The organism is Microbulbifer variabilis, from assembly GCF_052467165.1.
The window spans coordinates 4,655,591-4,675,075 of sequence record NZ_CP174301.1; the positions used below are offsets into that span (position 1 = coordinate 4,655,591).

General features: G+C 52.7%; 20 protein-coding genes. All 20 read left to right on the plus strand.

Annotation, left to right across the window (positions count from 1 at the left end):
* Positions 1-377: 377 nt before the first annotated feature.
* The 20 genes from rpmH to ACJJIP_RS20810 all read left to right on the plus strand — a co-directional run bounded on the left by rpmH (position 378) and on the right by ACJJIP_RS20810 (position 19,225).
* Positions 378-512 carry a 50S ribosomal protein L34 gene (gene rpmH, locus ACJJIP_RS20715; RefSeq protein ID WP_020413885.1) on the plus strand — a complete coding sequence of 45 codons (135 nt, stop codon included), beginning with the start codon at positions 378-380 and terminating at the stop codon, positions 510-512.
* A 27-nt stretch (positions 513-539) separates the two neighbouring features.
* Complete coding sequence (gene rnpA, locus ACJJIP_RS20720; protein WP_020413886.1) at positions 540-926, plus strand: ribonuclease P protein component; 387 nt, start codon at positions 540-542, stop codon at positions 924-926.
* Entirely contained in the window at positions 923-1,156 is a 234-nt protein-coding gene (gene yidD, locus ACJJIP_RS20725; protein WP_083922742.1) for a membrane protein insertion efficiency factor YidD, read from the plus strand. Before rnpA ends, yidD begins: the two co-directional genes overlap by 4 nt.
* Before the next feature lie 8 nt (positions 1,157-1,164).
* A complete protein-coding gene (yidC, locus tag ACJJIP_RS20730) occupies positions 1,165-2,832 on the plus strand; it encodes a membrane protein insertase YidC (protein ID WP_353375848.1) in 1,668 nt (555 codons plus the stop codon).
* Between the two features lie 74 nt (positions 2,833-2,906).
* Positions 2,907-4,283: a tRNA uridine-5-carboxymethylaminomethyl(34) synthesis GTPase MnmE gene (mnmE, locus tag ACJJIP_RS20735; protein ID WP_444945912.1), complete on the plus strand. Its 1,377-nt coding sequence runs from the start codon at positions 2,907-2,909 to the stop codon at positions 4,281-4,283.
* 905 nt (positions 4,284-5,188) lie between these two features.
* A complete protein-coding gene (mnmG, locus tag ACJJIP_RS20740) occupies positions 5,189-7,078 on the plus strand; it encodes a tRNA uridine-5-carboxymethylaminomethyl(34) synthesis enzyme MnmG (RefSeq protein WP_444945913.1) in 1,890 nt (629 codons plus the stop codon).
* Between the two features lie 85 nt (positions 7,079-7,163).
* Positions 7,164-7,793, plus strand: a complete 630-nt coding sequence (rsmG, locus tag ACJJIP_RS20745) for a 16S rRNA (guanine(527)-N(7))-methyltransferase RsmG (protein WP_020413890.1) — start codon at positions 7,164-7,166, stop codon at positions 7,791-7,793.
* 126 nt (positions 7,794-7,919) lie between these two features.
* On the plus strand, positions 7,920-8,729 hold the full coding sequence (locus tag ACJJIP_RS20750; RefSeq protein WP_282930567.1) for a ParA family protein: 810 nt from the start codon (positions 7,920-7,922) through the stop codon (positions 8,727-8,729).
* 12 nt (positions 8,730-8,741) lie between these two features.
* Complete coding sequence (locus ACJJIP_RS20755; RefSeq protein ID WP_020413892.1) at positions 8,742-9,644, plus strand: ParB/RepB/Spo0J family partition protein; 903 nt, start codon at positions 8,742-8,744, stop codon at positions 9,642-9,644.
* 201 nt (positions 9,645-9,845) lie between these two features.
* Entirely contained in the window at positions 9,846-10,208 is a 363-nt protein-coding gene (locus tag ACJJIP_RS20760) for an ATP synthase subunit I (protein ID WP_282952046.1), read from the plus strand.
* Positions 10,209-10,257: 49 nt separating this feature from the next.
* Entirely contained in the window at positions 10,258-11,184 is a 927-nt protein-coding gene (gene atpB, locus ACJJIP_RS20765; RefSeq protein ID WP_020413894.1) for a F0F1 ATP synthase subunit A, read from the plus strand.
* 59 nt (positions 11,185-11,243) lie between these two features.
* A complete protein-coding gene (atpE, locus tag ACJJIP_RS20770) occupies positions 11,244-11,489 on the plus strand; it encodes a F0F1 ATP synthase subunit C (RefSeq protein ID WP_020413895.1) in 246 nt (81 codons plus the stop codon).
* A 52-nt stretch (positions 11,490-11,541) separates the two neighbouring features.
* Positions 11,542-12,012, plus strand: coding sequence for a F0F1 ATP synthase subunit B (locus tag ACJJIP_RS20775; protein ID WP_020413896.1), 471 nt, complete (start codon positions 11,542-11,544; stop codon positions 12,010-12,012).
* A 12-nt stretch (positions 12,013-12,024) separates the two neighbouring features.
* Positions 12,025-12,561, plus strand: a complete 537-nt coding sequence (locus ACJJIP_RS20780; protein WP_282952047.1) for a F0F1 ATP synthase subunit delta — start codon at positions 12,025-12,027, stop codon at positions 12,559-12,561.
* A 49-nt stretch (positions 12,562-12,610) separates the two neighbouring features.
* Positions 12,611-14,155 carry a F0F1 ATP synthase subunit alpha gene (gene atpA, locus ACJJIP_RS20785; protein ID WP_020413898.1) on the plus strand — a complete coding sequence of 515 codons (1,545 nt, stop codon included), beginning with the start codon at positions 12,611-12,613 and terminating at the stop codon, positions 14,153-14,155.
* Between the two features lie 77 nt (positions 14,156-14,232).
* Positions 14,233-15,093: a F0F1 ATP synthase subunit gamma gene (atpG, locus tag ACJJIP_RS20790; RefSeq protein ID WP_020413899.1), complete on the plus strand. Its 861-nt coding sequence runs from the start codon at positions 14,233-14,235 to the stop codon at positions 15,091-15,093.
* 59 nt (positions 15,094-15,152) lie between these two features.
* Entirely contained in the window at positions 15,153-16,556 is a 1,404-nt protein-coding gene (gene atpD / locus ACJJIP_RS20795; RefSeq protein ID WP_020413900.1) for a F0F1 ATP synthase subunit beta, read from the plus strand.
* A gap of 18 nt (positions 16,557-16,574) precedes the next feature.
* Positions 16,575-16,994 carry a F0F1 ATP synthase subunit epsilon gene (locus ACJJIP_RS20800; RefSeq protein WP_020413901.1) on the plus strand — a complete coding sequence of 140 codons (420 nt, stop codon included), beginning with the start codon at positions 16,575-16,577 and terminating at the stop codon, positions 16,992-16,994.
* Positions 16,995-18,022: 1,028 nt separating this feature from the next.
* Complete coding sequence (locus tag ACJJIP_RS20805) at positions 18,023-18,457, plus strand: VOC family protein (protein WP_051089517.1); 435 nt, start codon at positions 18,023-18,025, stop codon at positions 18,455-18,457.
* 135 nt (positions 18,458-18,592) lie between these two features.
* Positions 18,593-19,225 (plus strand): glutathione S-transferase family protein, encoded by a 633-nt coding sequence (locus ACJJIP_RS20810; protein ID WP_444945914.1) that lies wholly within the window; start codon positions 18,593-18,595, stop codon positions 19,223-19,225.
* Positions 19,226-19,485: the final 260 nt, after the last annotated feature.

Below are 19,485 nucleotides of genomic sequence, written 5' to 3' on the forward strand. Positions count from 1 at the left end.
CCTCTGTTGAAAAATAAGCGTAAAAAAGTCCACACAATCAAGTAATTGAACAACAATTAATCAGCTGTTTGGCTAAGACATAAAAAATTATCCACAGATACCTGTGCATATCTTGGGATCAATCAGTGGGCATCGCGAGATACTTCAAGCGCCTCAAGGGCTTGATAAATTGACGGGAAATAGAACGCAAAATTTGTCAGCGAAGGAATCGAATTTCCCCTGCCAGTGCGTTGCTTTCACTGCTGCCTTTCTATACAATCCGCGGCCTTCGCAGCGCGTAGCTCCGTCTGCCCCGGCTTTGTGCCGGACCGGAGTCCAGGCCGCGGCCGGGGATGGTCCCGAGAAACTTCGAACACAAAGTCTCAGGTAGCAAGACTATGAAACGCACATTTCAACCCAGCAACTTGAAGCGCAAACGCACTCACGGTTTCCGCGCTCGTATGGCAACCAAAAACGGCCGTAAAATCCTGGCCCGCCGTCGCGCTAAAGGCCGCAAAGTACTGTCTGCATAATATCTCTTCTTTTTAGAGATTCTCCCTATGCAGCAGGTGCGCAGCAGCTTTGGATTTGCCAAGACTCTGCGCCTGCTTAATGCGGCGCAGTATCGCAAGGTTTTCAATGAAAACGTTGTGCGCGCCGCGCATCCCCACCTCCTGATCCTCGCATGCCCCAGTGATTCTGAGCATCCGCGCCTCGGCTTGGTAATTGCCAAGAAGCATGTGCGCAACGCCTCCGACCGCAATCGAATCAAGCGAATTACCCGAGAAACCTTCCGCTTGCAGCAACACCAGTTGCCGCCGCTGGATGCTGTAGTATTGGCTCGCCCGGGGGTTGCAGATCTGGATAAGGCCGCACTGGCGAAGACACTAAACAAGCTCTGGCGCAAGCTGGCCAAGCGCGCGCAACAGCCACAATCGAAGTCATGAAGTGGCTACTGATCAAGCTGATACACGTCTACCGCTATCTGGCCAGCCCATGGGTAGGTAACCAGTGCCGCTTTTACCCAACCTGCTCGCGATACTCCGAAGAGGCGATTGAAACTCACGGAGCCTTAAAGGGGGGTTATTTAACTGCGCGCCGCCTTATAAAATGCCACCCCTGGCACCCTGGTGGACTGGACCCGGTTCCCCCCACCAAACACAAGAACACGCTCTAGGTATTAAGATGGATTGGCAACGCTATACGCTGCTCGGTGGAATTCTCGCGGTTCTCCTCGCACTTATCTTCCAGTGGAATGCATTTCAAGAGCAGCACACTCCTGAACTCGACCGCGAAACCATAGTTCACAACGATATACAGAGCGGCAACCAAATCCCGGCGCAGACCAGCGAAAACGGCAATGGCGATGTACCCCAACTGGAGTCTCAAGCGCCAGCAGAGACAGGCACCGAGGGCGGCCAACGCACGCTCATCAATGTCACCACCGACGTCTTTGATCTGCTCATTGATCCTCGTGGCGGTGATATCGTAAAAGTGGCCCTGCGACAGTTCCAGGAAAAACTGGATACGCCTGACCAGCCCTTAATCCTGTTAAACCAGACCCGCTATCACACCTATATCGCCCAGAGTGGTCTGATCGGTAACAACGGCACCGATAGCGCCGCTGGCCGCCCCCTATTTAAGGTTGAAAAGACCAACTACGCCATGGTCGAAGGGCAGGATCAGCTGATTGTGGACCTGACCCTGCAGCAAGAAGGTGCAAATATCACCAAACGCTACACCTTCAAACGTGGTGACTACCTCGTTCAGGTGGCCTACCTGGTAGATAACACCAGCGCCAAACCTTGGTCTGCCGCCATGTTTGGCCAGATCAAGCGCGATGCCAGTGAGCCGGTGACCGATACCGGTTTTGGTATGTCACCCTTCCTCGGTGCCGCTCTTCACACCAACGAAGAAAATTACTTCAAGCAGGATTTTGAAGAAATCGCCGAGAAACCCACCCGCACCACAGTGGAAGGCGGTTGGGTAGCCATGGTGCAGCACTATTTCCTTAGCGCCTGGATTCCCCCACAGGATGAACGCAACACTTTTGAGCTGCGCGAATTGTCCAACGGACTCTTCCGTATGGGCTTCACCGCCCAGCCGGTACAAATCCCCGCCGCGACTCAGGGCGAGCTGAGCGCTTCCTTCTATGCCGGCCCCAAGGATGTCTACCGCCTGGAGGAGATCTCACCCTATCTGGACCTGACCGTGGATTACGGCTGGCTGTGGTGGATTGCCAAACCGCTGTTCCGCGTACTGCACTTTATCCAGGAGCATATTGTCAGCAACTGGGGCTGGGCGATTATCCTGCTCACCGTATTTATCAAGACTCTGCTGCTGCCTTTATCCGCCGCAGGCACCAAGTCCATGGCTCGTATGCGCAAGTTTGCGCCGCAGATGAAAAAACTGCAGGAGCAATACAAGGACAACCGGCAGAAACTCGCGGAAGAGACCATGAAGCTCTACCGCCGGGAGAAGATCAATCCAATGGGCGGCTGTTTGCCAATCCTGTTACAGATGCCGGTATTTATCGCGCTCTACTGGATGCTCACTGAAACTGTGGAGCTGCGCCATGCACCCTGGATTTTCTGGATTCACGATCTATCGGCAAAGGATCCTTACTTTATTCTGCCGGTTCTGATGGGTGCCTCCATGTGGTTTATGCAGAAGCTAAACCCAGCCCCTACTGACCCCACCCAGGCACGTATCATGCAGCTGATGCCAGTAATGATGACCGTGTTTTTCCTGTGGTTCCCGGCCGGCCTGGTACTCTACTGGATTGCCAACAACCTGATCACTATCGGCCAGACCTGGTATATCAACAAGCAGGTAGATGCCGGAAAGTACTGATCTACCCACAGCAAGCACTATTAACAAGGGCCGCAAAAGCGGCCCTTTTCCGTTCTGTCGAGTAAACTCTGCCGATGACACAACAAAGCCTCAATCGCGAAACTATCGCCGCCGTCGCCACCGCCCCTGGGCGCGGTGGCATTGGTATTATCCGTCTCTCCGGCGCCAATGCCCTGCAAGTTGCCCAAAAAATCTGCGGCGCAAAGCCCCTGGAGCCCCGCTATGTCCACTACCGGAATTTTTATCATGGCGAACAACTGATTGATCAGGGCCTGGCTCTGTTCTTTCCCGGCCCCAACTCTTTCACTGGAGAAGATGTGGTCGAACTCCAGGGGCATGGAGGCCCGGTTATTCTCGACCAATTGCTACAGGCAGCCATTGAACAGGGGGCACGCCAGGCACGCCCTGGCGAATTCTCTGAACGGGCTTTTCTCAACGACAAAATAGACCTTACCCAAGCCGAGGCCATCGCCGATCTAATCGATGCAGGCAGCTCCCAGGCAGCGCGCAACGCCATGCGCTCACTACAGGGGGCTTTTTCCGAGAAGATTGAGGACCTGGTAGAGAGCCTCACCCACCTTCGTATCTATGTTGAAGCGGCCATCGACTTTCCGGAAGAGGAAATCGACTTCCTCGCCGATGGCAAGGTCGCCGCAGATATTGAAGCTCTACTAGCCCAGGTCACATCGGTAGAAGTTCAGGCCCGTCAGGGCGCAATCATGCGAGAGGGTATGCGGGTGGCCATCGCTGGTCGCCCAAATGCGGGAAAATCCAGCCTGTTAAACATCCTCGCAGGGCACGATGCAGCTATCGTTACGGATATTGCCGGTACCACCAGGGATATCTTGCGCGAACATATCCACATTGATGGAATGCCCCTGCAATTTGCCGATACCGCTGGCCTGCGCGATGCACCAGATAAAGTCGAACAGATCGGAATTGAGCGTGCCTGGGTGGAAATACACCAGGCCGACCGAGTCCTATTGGTAATGGATGCAGAACAGCTGCACTCCCTGAATCCTACTGAGGCCTGGCCCGAATTCACCAATCAGCTAAACGACCTTAGCAAGCTGACATTGATTTTAAATAAGATTGACCTCACCGAATACAGTGCTGGCCTGCAAGCACATACCGAAGGCGTACCTGTCATCGCTATCAGCGCTAAGACAGGCGCGGGCCTCGATAGCCTAAGGGAGCACCTAAAGCAGAGCATCGGATTTAGCGGTGCAGCAGAAGGTAATTTCAGTGCCAGGCGCCGGCACCTGGACGCCCTGGATCGCGCTAAGGCCTTTATTGAGCAGGGACAGCAACAATTGCACTCTAGTGGGGCTGGAGAACTGCTAGCAGAGGACCTACGCCAAGCCCAACAGGCATTGGGTGAAATCACAGGGACAGTCAGCGCTGACGAACTTCTGGGCAAGATATTTGGCAGCTTCTGTATCGGCAAATAGTAAGCTGCCTGCTTCTCGCCGGTTTTCTCTACACGGGGAGTGACCAAGAACTCCCCTTTATCCCCCGTATTTCCCCAGCTTATCTTCCCTGGCACAACATCCACACCCCCTGTACACAGGAAAACCTCAGAATTATTGAGGTGAATTAATTCTATCCCCACTTTTCCCGGACTTTTCCCCTGAACTCATTACACAATCTGCTATGCAATGCCGCGAGGAAAGCAACCTTTGAGTATTCCATCAGCTTCCTCTCTCGGTAAGTTATACATGTCCACGGGGATTTCCCGTGGATAAAACTATTAATCCGCATCTCACGGTTAACTCACATCCTTGAGTCCTTATATTCACAGGTTTATACATTATTCAAGATTACACACAGGTATCCCTCGTAGAACCTTGGCAAAATCCCACTGACCCTAGTCGAAAAAATACTAGTGTGAGCAAAAAAGGGGATAAATACCCGTAAAGATGGCTAATCATATGATGATAACTTTGAGCCTAAGACTCGATACGCAAAGTTATCCCAAGTTTCCACAACGCCATACCCTACTTGCCCCCCCTACTACCAAGGGGTTTAAACTGTAGTTTTACTTGATTTAACCTATTGATTTTAATGGTTTTTTTTGTTTTATACCGCATTCCAAACGCGCTAATAAAAACAATAAAATCAAAACACTTCATATAAGAGATATATTCATTCTTTAATAAGAGCATCAAGAGATAAATAATCTTTCATTCAAAAGGGCCTAAGCAAGACTCAATTTCCGCCTTGCTGGATAGGGAGCTCATACAAAGTATCTGAGAGTGAGAAAGATAAAAGACCAGCTATGACAAACAGCTAATTGCTGAGGGGCGTACACTGACTATAAAATGTGCGCCCCCAGTTGTAACCAGTAGCAGCCACTATGGATTTCCCTAAGACCTATGATGTGATCGTGATCGGCGGAGGCCACGCAGGTACCGAAGCCTCCCTGGCAGCGGCACGTATGGGAGCTTCCACTCTGCTGCTGACCCACAATATCGAGACCCTTGGACAAATGTCCTGCAACCCGGCGATCGGCGGTATCGGTAAGAGTCATCTGGTGAAGGAAGTCGATGCCCTCGGTGGTGCTATGGCAGCGGCAACAGACCTGGGCGGAATCCAGTTCCGGGTCCTCAATGCCCGCAAAGGTCCTGCGGTAAGGGCAACTCGGGCCCAGGCCGATAGAGCCCTGTATCGCGCTGCTATCCGTTCGATCCTGGAGGCACAGGAAAACCTGGAGATCTTCCAGCAAGCGGCGGATGACCTGATTGTCGAAGGTGAACGCGTTGTGGGCGTTGTCACCAATGCAGGTGTGCGCTTTCGCGCCAAGACAGTGGTACTGACCGCCGGGACTTTCCTCGGTGGGCGTATACATATCGGCTTGGATAACCACGCCGGCGGCCGCGCTGGAGACCCGCCCTCGATTGCCCTTGCAGATCGTCTGCGGGAACTGCCTTTCCGCGTCGACCGCCTCAAAACCGGCACCCCTCCCCGTATTGATGCCCGCTCGGTAGATTTCAGCGAGCTGGAGGAACAGTGGGGAGATAGCCCCACACCGGTGATGTCTTATTTGGGCAGCCGCGATCAGCACCCGCGCCAGGTCTGCTGCTGGATTACCCACACCAATGCCCGCACCCATGAAATTATCCAGGGTGGGCTCGATCGCTCGCCCATGTATTCCGGCGTGATTGAAGGGATTGGCCCGCGCTACTGTCCCTCCATCGAAGACAAGGTGCACCGCTTTGCGGACAAAGATAGCCACCAGGTGTTTATCGAGCCGGAAGGGTTGACCACCAACGAGCTGTACCCCAATGGTATTTCCACCAGCCTGCCCTTCGACGTACAGATTGAGCTGGTGCACTCCATCAAAGGCTTTGAAAAGGCGCATATCACTCGCCCTGGCTATGCAATTGAGTACGATTTCTTCGACCCGCGCGACCTTTTGCCGTCCCTGCAAACCAAATTTATCCAGGGGCTCTACTTTGCCGGACAGATCAATGGCACCACCGGCTACGAGGAAGCGGCTGCCCAAGGACTTCTGGCTGGCGCCAACGCCGCCCTACAGGCCCAGGAGCGCGAAGCCTGGTCCCCGCGTCGGGATGAAGCCTACCTGGGCGTGCTTGTGGATGATTTGATCACCAGTGGTACCAAAGAGCCCTACCGCATGTTTACCAGCCGCGCGGAATATCGCTTGCTGCTCCGTGAGGACAATGCTGACCTGCGTCTGACTGAAAAAGGCCGCGAATTGGGCCTGGTCAACGATACCCGTTGGGCCGCGTTCAGTGAAAAGCGCGAGGCGATCGCCCGGGAAACCCAGCGACTGCAAGATACCTGGGTGCACCCAAAGACGCCCCAGGCCGCCTCCGTAGAAACCAAACTGCCACAGCCATTGGCGCGGGAGTACAGCCTGATGGACCTGCTGCGCCGTCCGGAACTGGGCTATCAGGATGTGGCGGGCCTCAAAGGGGAAGCGGTAACCGACGAGCAGGTTGCCGAACAGGTGGAAATTTCGGCCAAGTACGCCGGCTATATCGATCGCCAGCGCGAGGAAATTGAGCGCTTGCAGGCCTACGAAGATACCCCGATCCCGGCGGACTTCGACTACAGCGATATTTCCGGTCTGTCCAATGAGGTTAAGCAAAAGCTGGGAGAGACCCGCCCGGATACTCTGGCGCGGGCCTCGCGGATACCGGGCGTGACGCCCGCATCCATATCCCTGCTGCTGATCCAGTTGAAAAAGCGCGGGCTGCTCAAGCGCAAAAAAGCGGTGTAAATCGGTTGTCCACAGGGTATCCCGCGAGGCCCTGCGGGGTTTGAATTTCGCGGGACTACTGGGGGATAGACCCATTTCTCACTCAATGGAACAGTTTCGTCCGCGCCTGTTAGAGGCGGCGGCACAGATGTCGGTGACACTCAGTGACCGGCAGCAGGATCAGCTACTGGAATACCTGGCGCTTTTTGCCCGCTGGAACAGTGCCTACAACCTGTCCGCCATACGCGACCCGGAGCAGATGCTGGAGCGCCATATTATCGACAGCCTCAGTGTGGTAAATCTCTGTGGCGAAGGCTCTTTAATCGATGTGGGTAGCGGAGGCGGCCTGCCGGGAATTCCCCTGGCAATTGTGCATCCGGAGCGCGCCATCACCCTGCTCGACAGCAATGGCAAGAAGACCCGCTTCCTGTTCCAAGTGGCCAGCACCCTGCCCCTGCCCAATATCACGGTAGTCAATGAGCGGGTAGAAGCCTTTGTACCAGATCAGCCTTTTGCCGGTGTGGTTTCCCGCGCCTTTGCCTCCATCGAGGATATGGTCAATGGCAGTGAGCACATGTTGGCACCCAAGGGTCGTTTTTATGCCATGAAGGGCAAGCTACCTGAGGATGAGTTGAGCGCTCTGCCAAAAGGCATTAAGGTCGAGCAGGTGCACCGGTTGTCGGTGCCCGGCTGCGACGGTGAGCGACATATGATTCAGCTCTGTCGCACAGAATAAGATGATAGTTTGGCGGGTTTATCGCCCGCCCAATCCTGCTCCCCTATCGTGGGGCACAACAGCCGCCGCCCGAAGCCGAGCCGGCGTCGGGGCAAACGCACCCGGAAACAACAAAGGACAAGAATCTTGAGCAAGATATTTGCTGTGGCCAACCAGAAAGGCGGGGTTGGCAAGACCACTACCTGCGTCAACCTGGCCGCATCTTTGGTTGCCAACAAGCGGCGCGTATTGCTGATCGATCTGGACCCCCAGGGCAATGCCACCATGGGCAGTGGTGTGGATAAAAGTGACCTGGAGGTGTCCGGTTACGATGTGCTGGCCGCTGAATTACCCGTTGAGCAGGCCATTGTATCCACAGAGAGCGGTTTTGATTTGATCCCGGGCAACGGTGACCTGTCTGCGGCAGAGGTGGAGTTGCTGAATCTGGAGGGGCGCGAATCCCGCCTGCGCCGCGCCCTGGCTGCGGTGAGTAATCGTTATGACTACGTGATTATCGACTGTCCGCCATCGTTGAATATGCTGACGGTAAACGCCCTCTGTGCAGCTCACGGCGTATTGATTCCCATGCAGTGTGAATACTATGCCCTGGAGGGGTTATCAGCACTGGTGGATACCATCACCCAGATCCAGCAGGCCGCCAATCCGGACCTGAAAATCGAGGGCATCTTGCGCACCATGTACGATCCGCGCAACAGTCTCACCAGCGAAGTGTCGGCGCAGTTGCAGGAGTTTTTCGGCGATCGCCTGTATCGAACCTGTATCCCGCGCAATGTCCGTTTGGCAGAGGCTCCCAGCTTCGGCAAGCCGGCGCTGGATTACGACCGCCATTCGAAAGGGGCTATTGCCTACCTGGCACTGGCTTGCGAAATCAATCGCCGCCATCCCGCCAATCCATCTTCCAATAAGAAAAGCCGCCCTGTGGCGGAAGCCGTATAAGGGGTAATTACTATGGCCGCCAAACGCAAAGGACTGGGCCGGGGTTTATCCCACCTGATCAGCAATAAAAACAGCACCGCGATCGCCGAGGCTACCGGTGAAGCTGAAACCGAAACCGCCGTGGTCGACGGTGAGTTGAAGGAGTTGCCGATAGAGTTTTTGCAGCGCGGCCGCTACCAGCCACGCCGGGATTTTCCACAGGAATCCCTGCAAGAGCTGGCGGACTCGATACGCGCCCAGGGCATTATGCAGCCGATCGTCGTGCGCGGTATCGGTGAGCAGAGCTATGAAATCATCGCCGGTGAACGGCGCTGGCGCGCGGCCCAATTGGCGGGACTGGAGAAAGTGCCGGCACTGGTACGCAGCGTTTCCGATGAAGCTGCCATCGCTATGGCGCTGATTGAAAATATCCAGCGCGAAGACCTGAATCCGGTAGAGGAAGCTGTAGCCCTCAAGCGTTTACAGGATGAGTTCAAGCTGACCCAGCAGGAAGTGGCCGATGCGGTGGGCAAATCCCGAACTGCCGTGACCAACTTACTGCGCTTATTGAGCCTCAGCGAAGAGGTGCGCACTTTCCTGGAGCGTGGCGATTTGGAGTTAGGCCACGCCAAAGCATTGCTCGGTCTCTCCGGTGCCACCCAGCGTTCTGCCGCGCGCCAGGTAGTCGAGCGCAGCCTCACCGTGCGCCAGACAGAGGCGCTGGTGCGCCGCTTGCAGCAGCCAGCTGCCCCTGCGCCGGAAAAAGCTAAGCCCGATCCCAATATCCGCCGCCTTACCGAGCGCCTGGCAGAAAAAGTCGGTGTGCCCGTGTCTATCGATCATAACGATAAGGGCAATGGTCGCCTGGTGCTCAAATACACGACCTTGGAAGAGCTGGACGGAATCCTAGCCCATCTGGGTTACGCCGAAGATTGAGCCAACAAAGAAATGCGCGCCCTAGTGGCGCGCGCAATAACTGTTGGCAAATACTCACTGCGCTGGGCAATTCCGCCCAAAACCTCCCGAAAATCAAATAAGTTGGCGACATTTGCCGGTTGAATCGGCGATGCTGTTGCAGCATAATTCGCACGCCCAAATTTTGGGCGGACAGCGCAAAAAAGTCGGCTTATCCCGTCTATGACAAAACCCCCGGTATTACGAATAGCCGCGGTACAGCTTTTGCTGGTATCGGTGGCCAGTGCGGTACTGCACTTGAGTGGCAAACCGGTGACGGCGCTCTCCGTATTTATTGGTGGTGCATTGTGTGCACTGCCTGGCGCATATTTTGGCAGGCGCGCCTTTCGCGACAGCGGTGCGCGCGCGGCCCCTCGTGTGGTAGGTAATTTCTACCGCGCGGAAACCGGCAAATTTATATTGACCATGGCAGGTTTTGCAGCGGTGTTTGCCACCGTCAAGCCAATAAATGCTGCGGCGCTTTTTATTAGCTACGCCCTCTGTGTAATCGTGCAGTGGATTTTGGTAGCGCGCATGGTCCGCTAGCCGGTGGATAAGAAAAAAGAATTCTTACTTTTACGATTGTTGAGGAACTATGGCAGGCGAAGCTCAAACCGCGACGGCGTATATCCAACACCACCTGCAAAATATGACTTATGGCAAGCTGCCGGCCGGGTATACCCGTGCCGATGGCACTGTGCTCAATGAGTCTACATGGACTATGGCGCATTCCTCCCAGGAAGCTGCGGATATGGGCTTTTGGGCCCTGCACGTAGATACCTTGGGTTGGTCTATCGGCCTCGGTCTGATTTTCTGCTTCCTGTTTGCCCGCGCGGCTAGGAAGGCCAGTGTGGACAGACCCACCGGGTTCCAGAGCTTTGTGGAGCTGGTAACCGAGTTTATTGACAAGCTGGTTAGGGAAACCTTCCCCCACCGCAACACAATGGTAGCCCCTATGGCGCTGACCATCTTTGTGTGGGTGTTCCTGATGAACCTGATGGACCTGGTACCGGTTGACTGGCTGCCGATGGCTGCCGCCAAGATCTCCGGAAATGATCACCTTTTCTTTAAAGTGGTTCCAACCACTGACCCCAACGCCACCTTGGGTATGGCTCTGGCGGTATTTGCCCTGATGATTTTCTTCAGTATTCGCGAAAAAGGTGCACTCGGCTTCCTAAAAGAGCTGACTCTGCACCCTTTCCATACCGGCAAGTTGTTCTTTGACATTCTGCTGATCCCGGTGAACTTCCTGTTGGAAGCTGTTTCTCTCATTGCCAAGCCGATCTCCCTGGGCCTGCGACTGTTCGGAAACCTCTATGCCGGTGAGATGATCTTTATCCTGATCGCGATTGTCTTCGGTGTGGGTGTCCTCGGCTTTATCGGTGCGGGTCTCCTGCATATGGGCTGGGCGATCTTCCATGTGCTGGTGATCATCCTTCAGGCGTTCGTATTTATGGTATTGAGCACCGTGTACATGGCGATGGCGCACCATCGCGACGATGAACACGAGCACGATCAATAAGTTTTTAACCCTTTTTTCGACCTCTACAACAACTCTTTAACTTTGATTTGGAGAACACAATGGAAGCATTAGGTCTGGTTTACATCGCAAGTGCACTGCTGATCGGTCTGGGCGCCCTGGGCACCGCTATCGGTTTCGGTACTCTGGGTGGCAAACTGCTGGAAGGTTCCGCCCGTCAGCCTGAACAGGCCCCGGCTCTGCAGGGCAAAATGTTCCTGATGGCAGGTCTGCTTGACGCGGTTCCGATGATCGGTGTTGGTATCGCTATGTACCTGATCTTCGCCGTAGCTCCTGGTCTGGTTTAATTACGCCGTTCCAATTGCCCTTAACCCTATTTAAAGAGCAAGAGGTGTCGGTGTGAATATCAACCTGACTCTAATCGGCCAGTCGATTACTTTCCTGTTTTTCGTCTGGTTTTGCTGGAAGTTTGTTTGGCCGCCACTTTTGGGCGTGATGAAAGAGCGTGAGCAGAAGATCGCAGATGGTCTCGCTGACGCCGAACACGCGCAGAAGGATCTGGAACTGGCCAAGCGCAAAGCTGCCGAGCAGTTGAAGGAAGCCAAAGATCAGGCTAACGAGATTATCGATGGTGCCAACAAGCGCGCCAATCAGATTCTCGATGAAGCCAAGCAAGCGGCGCAGTCTGAAGGCGATCGCCTCAAGATTGCCGCTAAAGCTGAGATCGACCAGGAAGTGAATCGCGCGAAAGAGCAACTGCGCAGCCGTGTGGCAGATCTGTCTGTCCTTGGTGCGGAGAAGATTCTTGCGGTCAATATCGACGCTAAAGCGCACAACGACCTGATCGATAAACTGGCAGCCGAGCTGTAAGCGAGGAACCCCATGGCGGAACTCAGCACACTGGCCCGGCCCTACGCTAAAGCCGCATTTACCTATGCGCAGCAAGCCTCCGACCTCAGCGGTTGGAGCACTGCGCTGGAAACCGCGGCGGCGGTCAGCCAGAACAAAAAAGTGCGTGAGCTGCTGGATAACCCACAGCTCACCAGTGAAGAGCGCGCAGATAAATTCCTGTCGATCTGTTCAGACGAGCTCGGCGAGCACGGAAAGAACTTCATCCGGTTGCTGGCGGAAAACCACCGTCTGCAGCTGCTGCCGGAAATTTCCGAGTTGTTCGAAGAGCTGAAAGCGCGGGCAGAAGCCACCCTCGAGGTGGAAGTTGTTTCCGCACACGCCTTGAGCGACGCGCAGGCGCAAGAGCTGGGCCAGAAACTCAGCAAGAAGTTTGAACGCGAAATACATCTGCACAGCTCGGTGGACGAGAGCCTGCTGGGCGGCGCGATCATCCGCGCCGGTGATACAGTCATCGACGGTACCGTACGCGGCCGTCTGGCCAAGCTCGCCGAGGCGATGAACTCCTAAATTACTCTCCCCACCGGCACTAGCCGGCGGGGGACTTGAGGAACAGAGCATGCAGCAACTGAATCCCTCTGAGATCAGTGAAATCATCAAGAGCCGCATCGAAAATCTCGATGTGAGCACTGAAGCCCAAAATGAGGGCACTATTGTTTCCGTATCCGACGGCATCATCCGCATCCACGGCCTGGCCGATGTGATGTACGGTGAGATGATCGAGTTCGAAGGCGGCGTTTACGGTATGGCGCTGAACCTGGAGCGCGACTCCGTTGGTGCTGTAATCCTGGGCGACTACAAGGCGCTGGCTGAGGGCCAGAAATGTCGTTGTACCGGCCGTATCCTGGAAACCCCGGTTGGTCCGGAACTGCTCGGCCGCGTTGTAGACGCGCTGGGTAACCCGATCGACGGTAAGGGCCCGCTGAATAACAAGCTGACCGATGCGGTGGAAAAAGTAGCGCCTGGCGTTATCGCCCGTCAATCCGTTGACCAGCCTGTACAAACCGGTTTGAAAGCGGTTGATACGATGATCCCGATTGGCCGTGGTCAGCGTGAGCTGATCATCGGTGACCGTCAGATCGGTAAGACTGCTGTGGCGATCGACGCCATCATCAACCAGAAAGGCACTGGCGTTAAGTGTATCTACGTTGCCGTGGGCCAGAAGCAGTCCTCTATTGCCAACGTAGTGCGCAAGCTCGAAGAGCACGGCGCTATGGACCACACCATCGTAGTCGCCGCTGGCGCCGCCGATCCGGCTGCGATGCAGTTCCTGGCTCCCTACGTCGGCTGTACCATGGGTGAGTACTTCCGCGATCGCGGTGAAGACGCCCTGATTGTATACGATGACCTGACCAAGCAGGCTTGGGCCTACCGTCAGATCTCCCTGTTGCTGAAGCGTCCACCCGGACGTGAAGCCTACCCCGGTGATGTTTTCTACTTGCACTCCCGTCTGTTGGAGCGCGCTGCGCGTGTAAACGCTGAGTATGTAGAGAAGTTCACCAACGGTGAAGTGAAAGGCAAAACCGGTTCCCTAACCGCCCTGCCGATCATCGAAACCCAGGCTGGTGACGTATCCGCGTTCGTACCGACCAACGTGATTTCCATTACCGACGGTCAGATCTTCCTCGAGACCGATCTGTTCAACTCCGGTATCCGCCCTGCGATCAACCCGGGTATTTCCGTATCCCGTGTAGGTGGTGCAGCGCAGACCAAGGTAATCAAGAAGCTGTCCGGTGGTATCCGTACCGCTCTGGCCCAGTATCGCGAACTGGCTGCATTCTCTCAGTTTGCCTCTGACCTGGACGAAGCCACTAAGGCTCAGCTGGATCACGGTGAGCGTGTAACCGAGCTGATGAAGCAGAAGCAGTACTCTCCGCTGTCTATCGCGGACATGGCAGTTTCCGTTTACGCTGCCGACAAGGGTTACCTGAAAGAAGTAGAAGTTGCCAAGGTTCTCGATTTCGAAGCCGCCCTGCTCGCTTACATGAACAGCGAACACGCAGAGCTGATGGAGAAAGTGAACGCGACTGGTAACTACAACGACGAAATCGACGCAGCATTCAAAGCCGCTATCGAGAAATTCGTCGCTACTAGCAGCTGGTAAGAACTCCCTGGAGAGCGCGAAAGAGCGGCGTGTCCGCTCTTTCGGAATCTAACTTCCAGCGAACAAGGTAAATCACTATGGCAGGCGGAAAAGAAGTACGCACAAAAATTGCCAGCATCAAGAGCACGCAGAAAATTACTGCCGCAATGGAAATGGTTGCGGCCAGTAAAATGCGCAGGGCTCAGGATCGCATGGCACTGGGGCGTCCCTACGCCCAGCGCATACGCGCAGTGATCGGCCACGTCGCCAACGCTTCGGCCGAGTACCAGCATATTTACCTGCGGGAGCGCGAGGCCAAGCGGGTCGGTTTTATCCTGGTATCCACTGACCGCGGACTCTGTGGTGGCCTGAACATCAATATGTTCAAAGCCGCTATTCGCGAGATGCAGGCGTGGTCCGAAAAAGGTGTCGACGTCGAAGTCTGCGCGGTAGGTAACAAGGCGGCCAGTTTCTTTAATGCCATCGGCAGCAAGGTTGTCGCAGCGGTACGCGATCTGGGCGATGCGCCCCAGGCTAACCAGCTGATTGGCTCAGTAAAGGTAATGCTGGACCGTTACGCAGAAGGCGATATCGATCGTCTGTTCCTGGTATCCAATGAGTTTATCAACACTATGTCCCAGAAGCCGCAGGTTGAGCAATTGCTGCCGCTGCCGAAGGACGAAGATGAAAAGCTCATGCACGAGTGGGACTACCTCTACGAGCCGGATCCGGTTGAATTGCTGGATGGATTGCTGGCTCGCTATATCGAGTCCCAGGTATACCAGGCAGTAGTTGAAAACAAAGCCTGTGAACAGGCAGCGCGTATGATCGCGATGAAAAGCGCCACCGATAACGCCGGTGAGCTGATCGATCAGTTGCAGCTTGTCTACAACAAGGCGCGCCAGGCGGCCATTACCCAGGAACTGTCCGAAATTGTCGGCGGCGCGGCGGCGGTTTAAACCGCTGCCCTCACCTGAAATGGCCAGCCTAGAAAGAATTTAAAGCTGAGGATCCGGAAATGAGTAACGGGCAAATTGTGCAAGTGATCGGAGCGGTCATCGACGTGGAATTCCCACGCGATTCTGTTCCGAATGTATACGACGCACTGGTGGTTGAGGACAAGAACCTCACCATGGAAGTGCAGCAGCAGTTGGGTGACGGCGTGGTACGCGCTATTGCCATGGGTTCATCCGAAGGTATCAGCCGCGGTCTGCCCGTGCGCAATACCGGCGCTCCGGTTTCTGTACCGGTTGGCCTGGAAACCCTCGGTCGCATCATGGACGTGCTCGGCAACCCAATTGACGAGTGTGGCCCTATCGGTGAGAAAGAGCGCTCCTCTATCCACCGCGCTGCGCCGACCTACGAAGAGCAGTCCAGCTCCACCGAACTGCTGGAGACCGGCATTAAGGTAATCGATCTGGTTTGCCCGTTCGCCAAGGGTGGTAAGGTTGGTCTGTTTGGTGGTGCCGGTGTCGGTAAAACCGTAAACATGATGGAACTGATCAACAACATCGCTACCGAGCACTCCGGCCTGTCCGTGTTCGCCGGTGTTGGTGAGCGTACCCGTGAAGGTAACGACTTCTACTACGAGATGGCTGAATCCGGCGTTGTTGACCTGGAAAACAAAGCGAACTCCAAAGTGGCGATGGTTTACGGGCAAATGAATGAGCCGCCCGGCAACCGTCTGCGTGTAGCCCTGACCGGCCTGACCATGGCGGAAAAATTCCGTGATGAAGGCAAAGACGTACTGTTGTTCGTCGACAACATCTACCGTTACACCCTGGCCGGTACCGAAGTATCCGCACTGCTGGGCCGTATGCCTTCTGCGGTAGGTTACCAGCCGACCCTGGCCGAAGAGATGGGTGTTCTACAGGAGCGTATTACCTCCACTAAGACCGGCTCTATCACCTCTATCCAGGCGGTATACGTACCGGCGGATGACTTGACCGATCCGTCTCCGGCGACCACCTTCGCGCACTTGGACTCCACTGTAGTACTGAGCCGCGACATCGCCGCTAAAGGCATCTACCCGGCTGTTGACCCATTGGATTCCACTTCTCGTCAGCTGGACCCGCAGGTAATCGGTCAGGAACACTACGAAGTGGCCCGTGGCGTACAGTCCGTACTGCAGCGCTACAAAGAGCTGAAGGACATTATCGCGATCCTGGGTATGGACGAACTGTCTGAAGAGGACAAGCAGACCGTAGCCCGCGCCCGTAAGATCGAGCGTTTCCTGTCCCAGCCGTTCCACGTTGCGGAAATTTTCACCGGTGCACCAGGTAAATATGTTTCCCTGAAAGAAACCATCCGTGGCTTCCAGGGCATCCTGAACGGTGAATATGACCACATGCCTGAACAGGCCTTCTACATGGTGGGAACCATCGACGAAGCTGTGGAAAAAGCCAACAAGACCAAAGGCTAAGCCAGAGAGGCATATACTATGGCCATGACAGTACATTGTGACATTGTCAGCGCCGAGCAGTCTCTCTTCTCCGGACTGGTGCAGATGGTGATTGTGAGTGGTATTGAAGGTGAGCTGGGTCTCTCCTACGGCCACGCGCAGCTGCTTACCGCCCTGAAGCCCGGTCCGGTACGCATCATCAAGCCCGGTGGTGAAGAGGAAGTACTGTTCGTCAGCGGTGGCTACGCCGAAGTGCAGCCGAATATGGTTACCATCCTCGCGGATGTAGCCGAGCGTGAAATTGATGAGGAAGCCGCGCAGAAGGCCCGCGAAGAAGCGGAACACGCCCTGCACAAGGCACCATCTGAAGTCGATTATGCGCGTATCTCAGCCCAGCTGGCTGAAGCCGAGGCGCGTCTGCGTACTCTGCAGGCAATCCGCAAGGCGGCCGGTAAGTAAGTAGCTCTTATATTTGTGTAGGGCCGACTTCAAGGCAAAAAAAGCAGCTTCGGCTGCTTTTTCTATTCTTGTTGGCTTCTTTTTCTGGAAATCTACCTTCCTACACTTTTCACCTACAATCTTTACACTTAATTCATTATATGGGATTGGGTAAAGTTGGCTTTGGTGAACTCGTCCCCCTCCCTATTCAACTCATTGTTAATTACTGAATACTACCTAAAGTATAAATTTGCGTAGAAAAAGGTATAAGAGTATATCTATACATAAGTGCGATTTTTTATTCCTATACTATGTCCATGTGAAACACTTGTGAAATTACTCTGTTATTTTAAGACATGGATTCAATGGCCTATAAAAATTTAAATTTCTTGCTATGACCGTCAATTGATAGCTACCTCTTTGTAGAAAAAGTCAATTCCTTCAACGATTCCAAAAGTTGCTAAACATGGCCACCAACCATTTAGATTTATGATAGTCAGTATGAGAAATGATAAATTCCGGTATGATAAGTTTGCTCTGGTGGTCTAATGACCTAGCCCTTGATGGATACTGATCGATCTCACTCTCTTGAAAAAACCGAATATTTTCCCTTCTTAAATTGCCGGACCGCCGTCTGGAAGGTGTTGGTGGGCGTTAAATCGTCGTCTAGAGTGCGCTATAAATTGTGAAATATCCTTTTTATTTGCCTGAGCTTCATTGCATGATCTTGTAATAAATGTGATTAATGTAAAGACTAGACATTTTAGGAGTTTTGAACTCTTAATTACCAGATAATTAGATTTGCCTATTAATTTATATATTTAAAGGAAATATTTATAATTTTTTATAAACAAATATTTATAGAGGATGAAATTTATTAGGTTAAATGTAGCATCAATTTAGGAATATGAAATTCTATTTTTATAGACGAATTTTAGTGGCATTTATATCAAATTGGTACTGAAAGATTACTGACCTCTCTATCCAGAATAAATTAATAATTCGTAGTGCTAAAATTTCTAAATGGTATTATTGGAGTCCAGTTTGTAATGTTGAAGCATCCTGATCATGTCACAATTGTGGTGAATGAACTTCAATCGAGTGTGAAGTTCTTCCAGCTGCTGAACTTTGAACTAGAAGTTACAGATCTAATTTCAGGGGAAAAAGTATCCAAGTATTTACAGGTAGAGAATGTAGAAGCTGATCATTTAACCATGGTTCTGAAAAATTCTTCCCCTAGATTTGAAATACAACTTTTGCACTATAGAAATCCAAAGGTTAAGTCAGATCCGTCTATTTTTAGTCTGGCACGCCCCGGCTACAATCATTTATGCTTTGCAGTAGATGACATTGAGAAAACCCTTAAATTCTTGAATGAGAATGGTATCCGTACTCGAAGTGAAATACTCGAGTACCAAAAACGCAAGCTTGTATATATTGAGGGTCCGGAATTTATTACTATTGAGTTGGCTGAGTGGTTGTAGGGGAGTTTCATTATTAATTGAATGGCTAAAAGCCAGAAGTATATATTTTTTTATCGTGGTATCTTTATTCCTCGAATACTTAATTATTCTTCAACTGATAAACTGTGAATGGAATTCATAATCAAGGAGAGAACTATGACTAATGATATAACACTGTACACACACCCACAGTCTCGCGGTGGCATTATACGCTGGATGTTGGAAGAACTTGAGGTACCCTACCAGGTAATAGTACTTCAATATGGGGAAGCAATGAAAACCCCAGAGTACTTATCGTTAAATCCAATGGGTAAGGTACCTACACTAGTTCATAACAAGCGAGTAATAACCGAAGCAGCCGCAATCTGTATTTATCTTGCTGAAGTATTTTCTGACGCTGGTCTAGCCCCTCAAAATGATATTGAACGAGCAAAGTATTACCGTTGGATGTTCTTCTCTGCTGGGCCTGTAGAGTCTGCGGTTGTAAATAAGTATATCTTCGGGGAGCAGGCCGGAATTGATAAGCAGCAAATGTTAGGTTATGGTAATTATCAATTGGCATTAGATACTTTATCGGGGGCGGTTACTTCCAGTCCCTATATTACAGGGGAACGTTTTACTGCTGCAGATTTATATATAGGCTCGCAGCTTTGGTGGGGGTTAAAATTTGGTACCATAGAGAAGCGTGAAGAGTATCAGAAATATGTTGAACGCCTGTCGGAACGAAAGGCATTCAAAAAGGCTCAATTGCTGGATGATGCATTAAATATAGAAATGAGTGAAACCTAAAATTTTCATCTTAATATTAGTTATTAAGAGTAGCCAGCATGTGGTACCTGCTGGCTATGATATCTTTATAGAATTGAATAAATCTAAGTGAAATTTAAATGTTAGTTTTTTGCATTCATGATATGTTCATATTTTTCAAGTGAAAATGAAAGGTTTTCTACCGAAATATAAGTTAATAGGTAATCCCAGGCTGCTCTGTGTTTAGAACAACCTAAATACGAAAAAAACTGTATAAGTATTATTCTAGATAAATTAACTGT

What these genes read in the sequence shown, in the direction of transcription:
- rpmH (WP_020413885.1), top strand. Translation starts at nt 378, where the DNA reads ATGAAACGCACATTTCAACCCAGCAACTTGAAGCGCAAACGCACTCAC.
- rnpA (WP_020413886.1), top strand. Translation starts at nt 540, where the DNA reads ATGCAGCAGGTGCGCAGCAGCTTTGGATTTGCCAAGACTCTGCGCCTG.
- yidD (WP_083922742.1), top strand. Translation starts at nt 923, where the DNA reads ATGAAGTGGCTACTGATCAAGCTGATACACGTCTACCGCTATCTGGCC.
- yidC (WP_353375848.1), top strand. Translation starts at nt 1,165, where the DNA reads ATGGATTGGCAACGCTATACGCTGCTCGGTGGAATTCTCGCGGTTCTC.
- mnmE (WP_444945912.1), top strand. Translation starts at nt 2,907, where the DNA reads ATGACACAACAAAGCCTCAATCGCGAAACTATCGCCGCCGTCGCCACC.
- mnmG (WP_444945913.1), top strand. Translation starts at nt 5,189, where the DNA reads ATGGATTTCCCTAAGACCTATGATGTGATCGTGATCGGCGGAGGCCAC.
- rsmG (WP_020413890.1), top strand. Translation starts at nt 7,164, where the DNA reads ATGGAACAGTTTCGTCCGCGCCTGTTAGAGGCGGCGGCACAGATGTCG.
- ACJJIP_RS20755 (WP_020413892.1), top strand. Translation starts at nt 8,742, where the DNA reads ATGGCCGCCAAACGCAAAGGACTGGGCCGGGGTTTATCCCACCTGATC.
- ACJJIP_RS20760 (WP_282952046.1), top strand. Translation starts at nt 9,846, where the DNA reads ATGACAAAACCCCCGGTATTACGAATAGCCGCGGTACAGCTTTTGCTG.
- atpB (WP_020413894.1), top strand. Translation starts at nt 10,258, where the DNA reads ATGGCAGGCGAAGCTCAAACCGCGACGGCGTATATCCAACACCACCTG.
- atpE (WP_020413895.1), top strand. Translation starts at nt 11,244, where the DNA reads ATGGAAGCATTAGGTCTGGTTTACATCGCAAGTGCACTGCTGATCGGT.
- ACJJIP_RS20780 (WP_282952047.1), top strand. Translation starts at nt 12,025, where the DNA reads ATGGCGGAACTCAGCACACTGGCCCGGCCCTACGCTAAAGCCGCATTT.
- atpA (WP_020413898.1), top strand. Translation starts at nt 12,611, where the DNA reads ATGCAGCAACTGAATCCCTCTGAGATCAGTGAAATCATCAAGAGCCGC.
- atpG (WP_020413899.1), top strand. Translation starts at nt 14,233, where the DNA reads ATGGCAGGCGGAAAAGAAGTACGCACAAAAATTGCCAGCATCAAGAGC.
- atpD (WP_020413900.1), top strand. Translation starts at nt 15,153, where the DNA reads ATGAGTAACGGGCAAATTGTGCAAGTGATCGGAGCGGTCATCGACGTG.
- ACJJIP_RS20800 (WP_020413901.1), top strand. Translation starts at nt 16,575, where the DNA reads ATGGCCATGACAGTACATTGTGACATTGTCAGCGCCGAGCAGTCTCTC.
- ACJJIP_RS20805 (WP_051089517.1), top strand. Translation starts at nt 18,023, where the DNA reads ATGTTGAAGCATCCTGATCATGTCACAATTGTGGTGAATGAACTTCAA.
- ACJJIP_RS20810 (WP_444945914.1), top strand. Translation starts at nt 18,593, where the DNA reads ATGACTAATGATATAACACTGTACACACACCCACAGTCTCGCGGTGGC.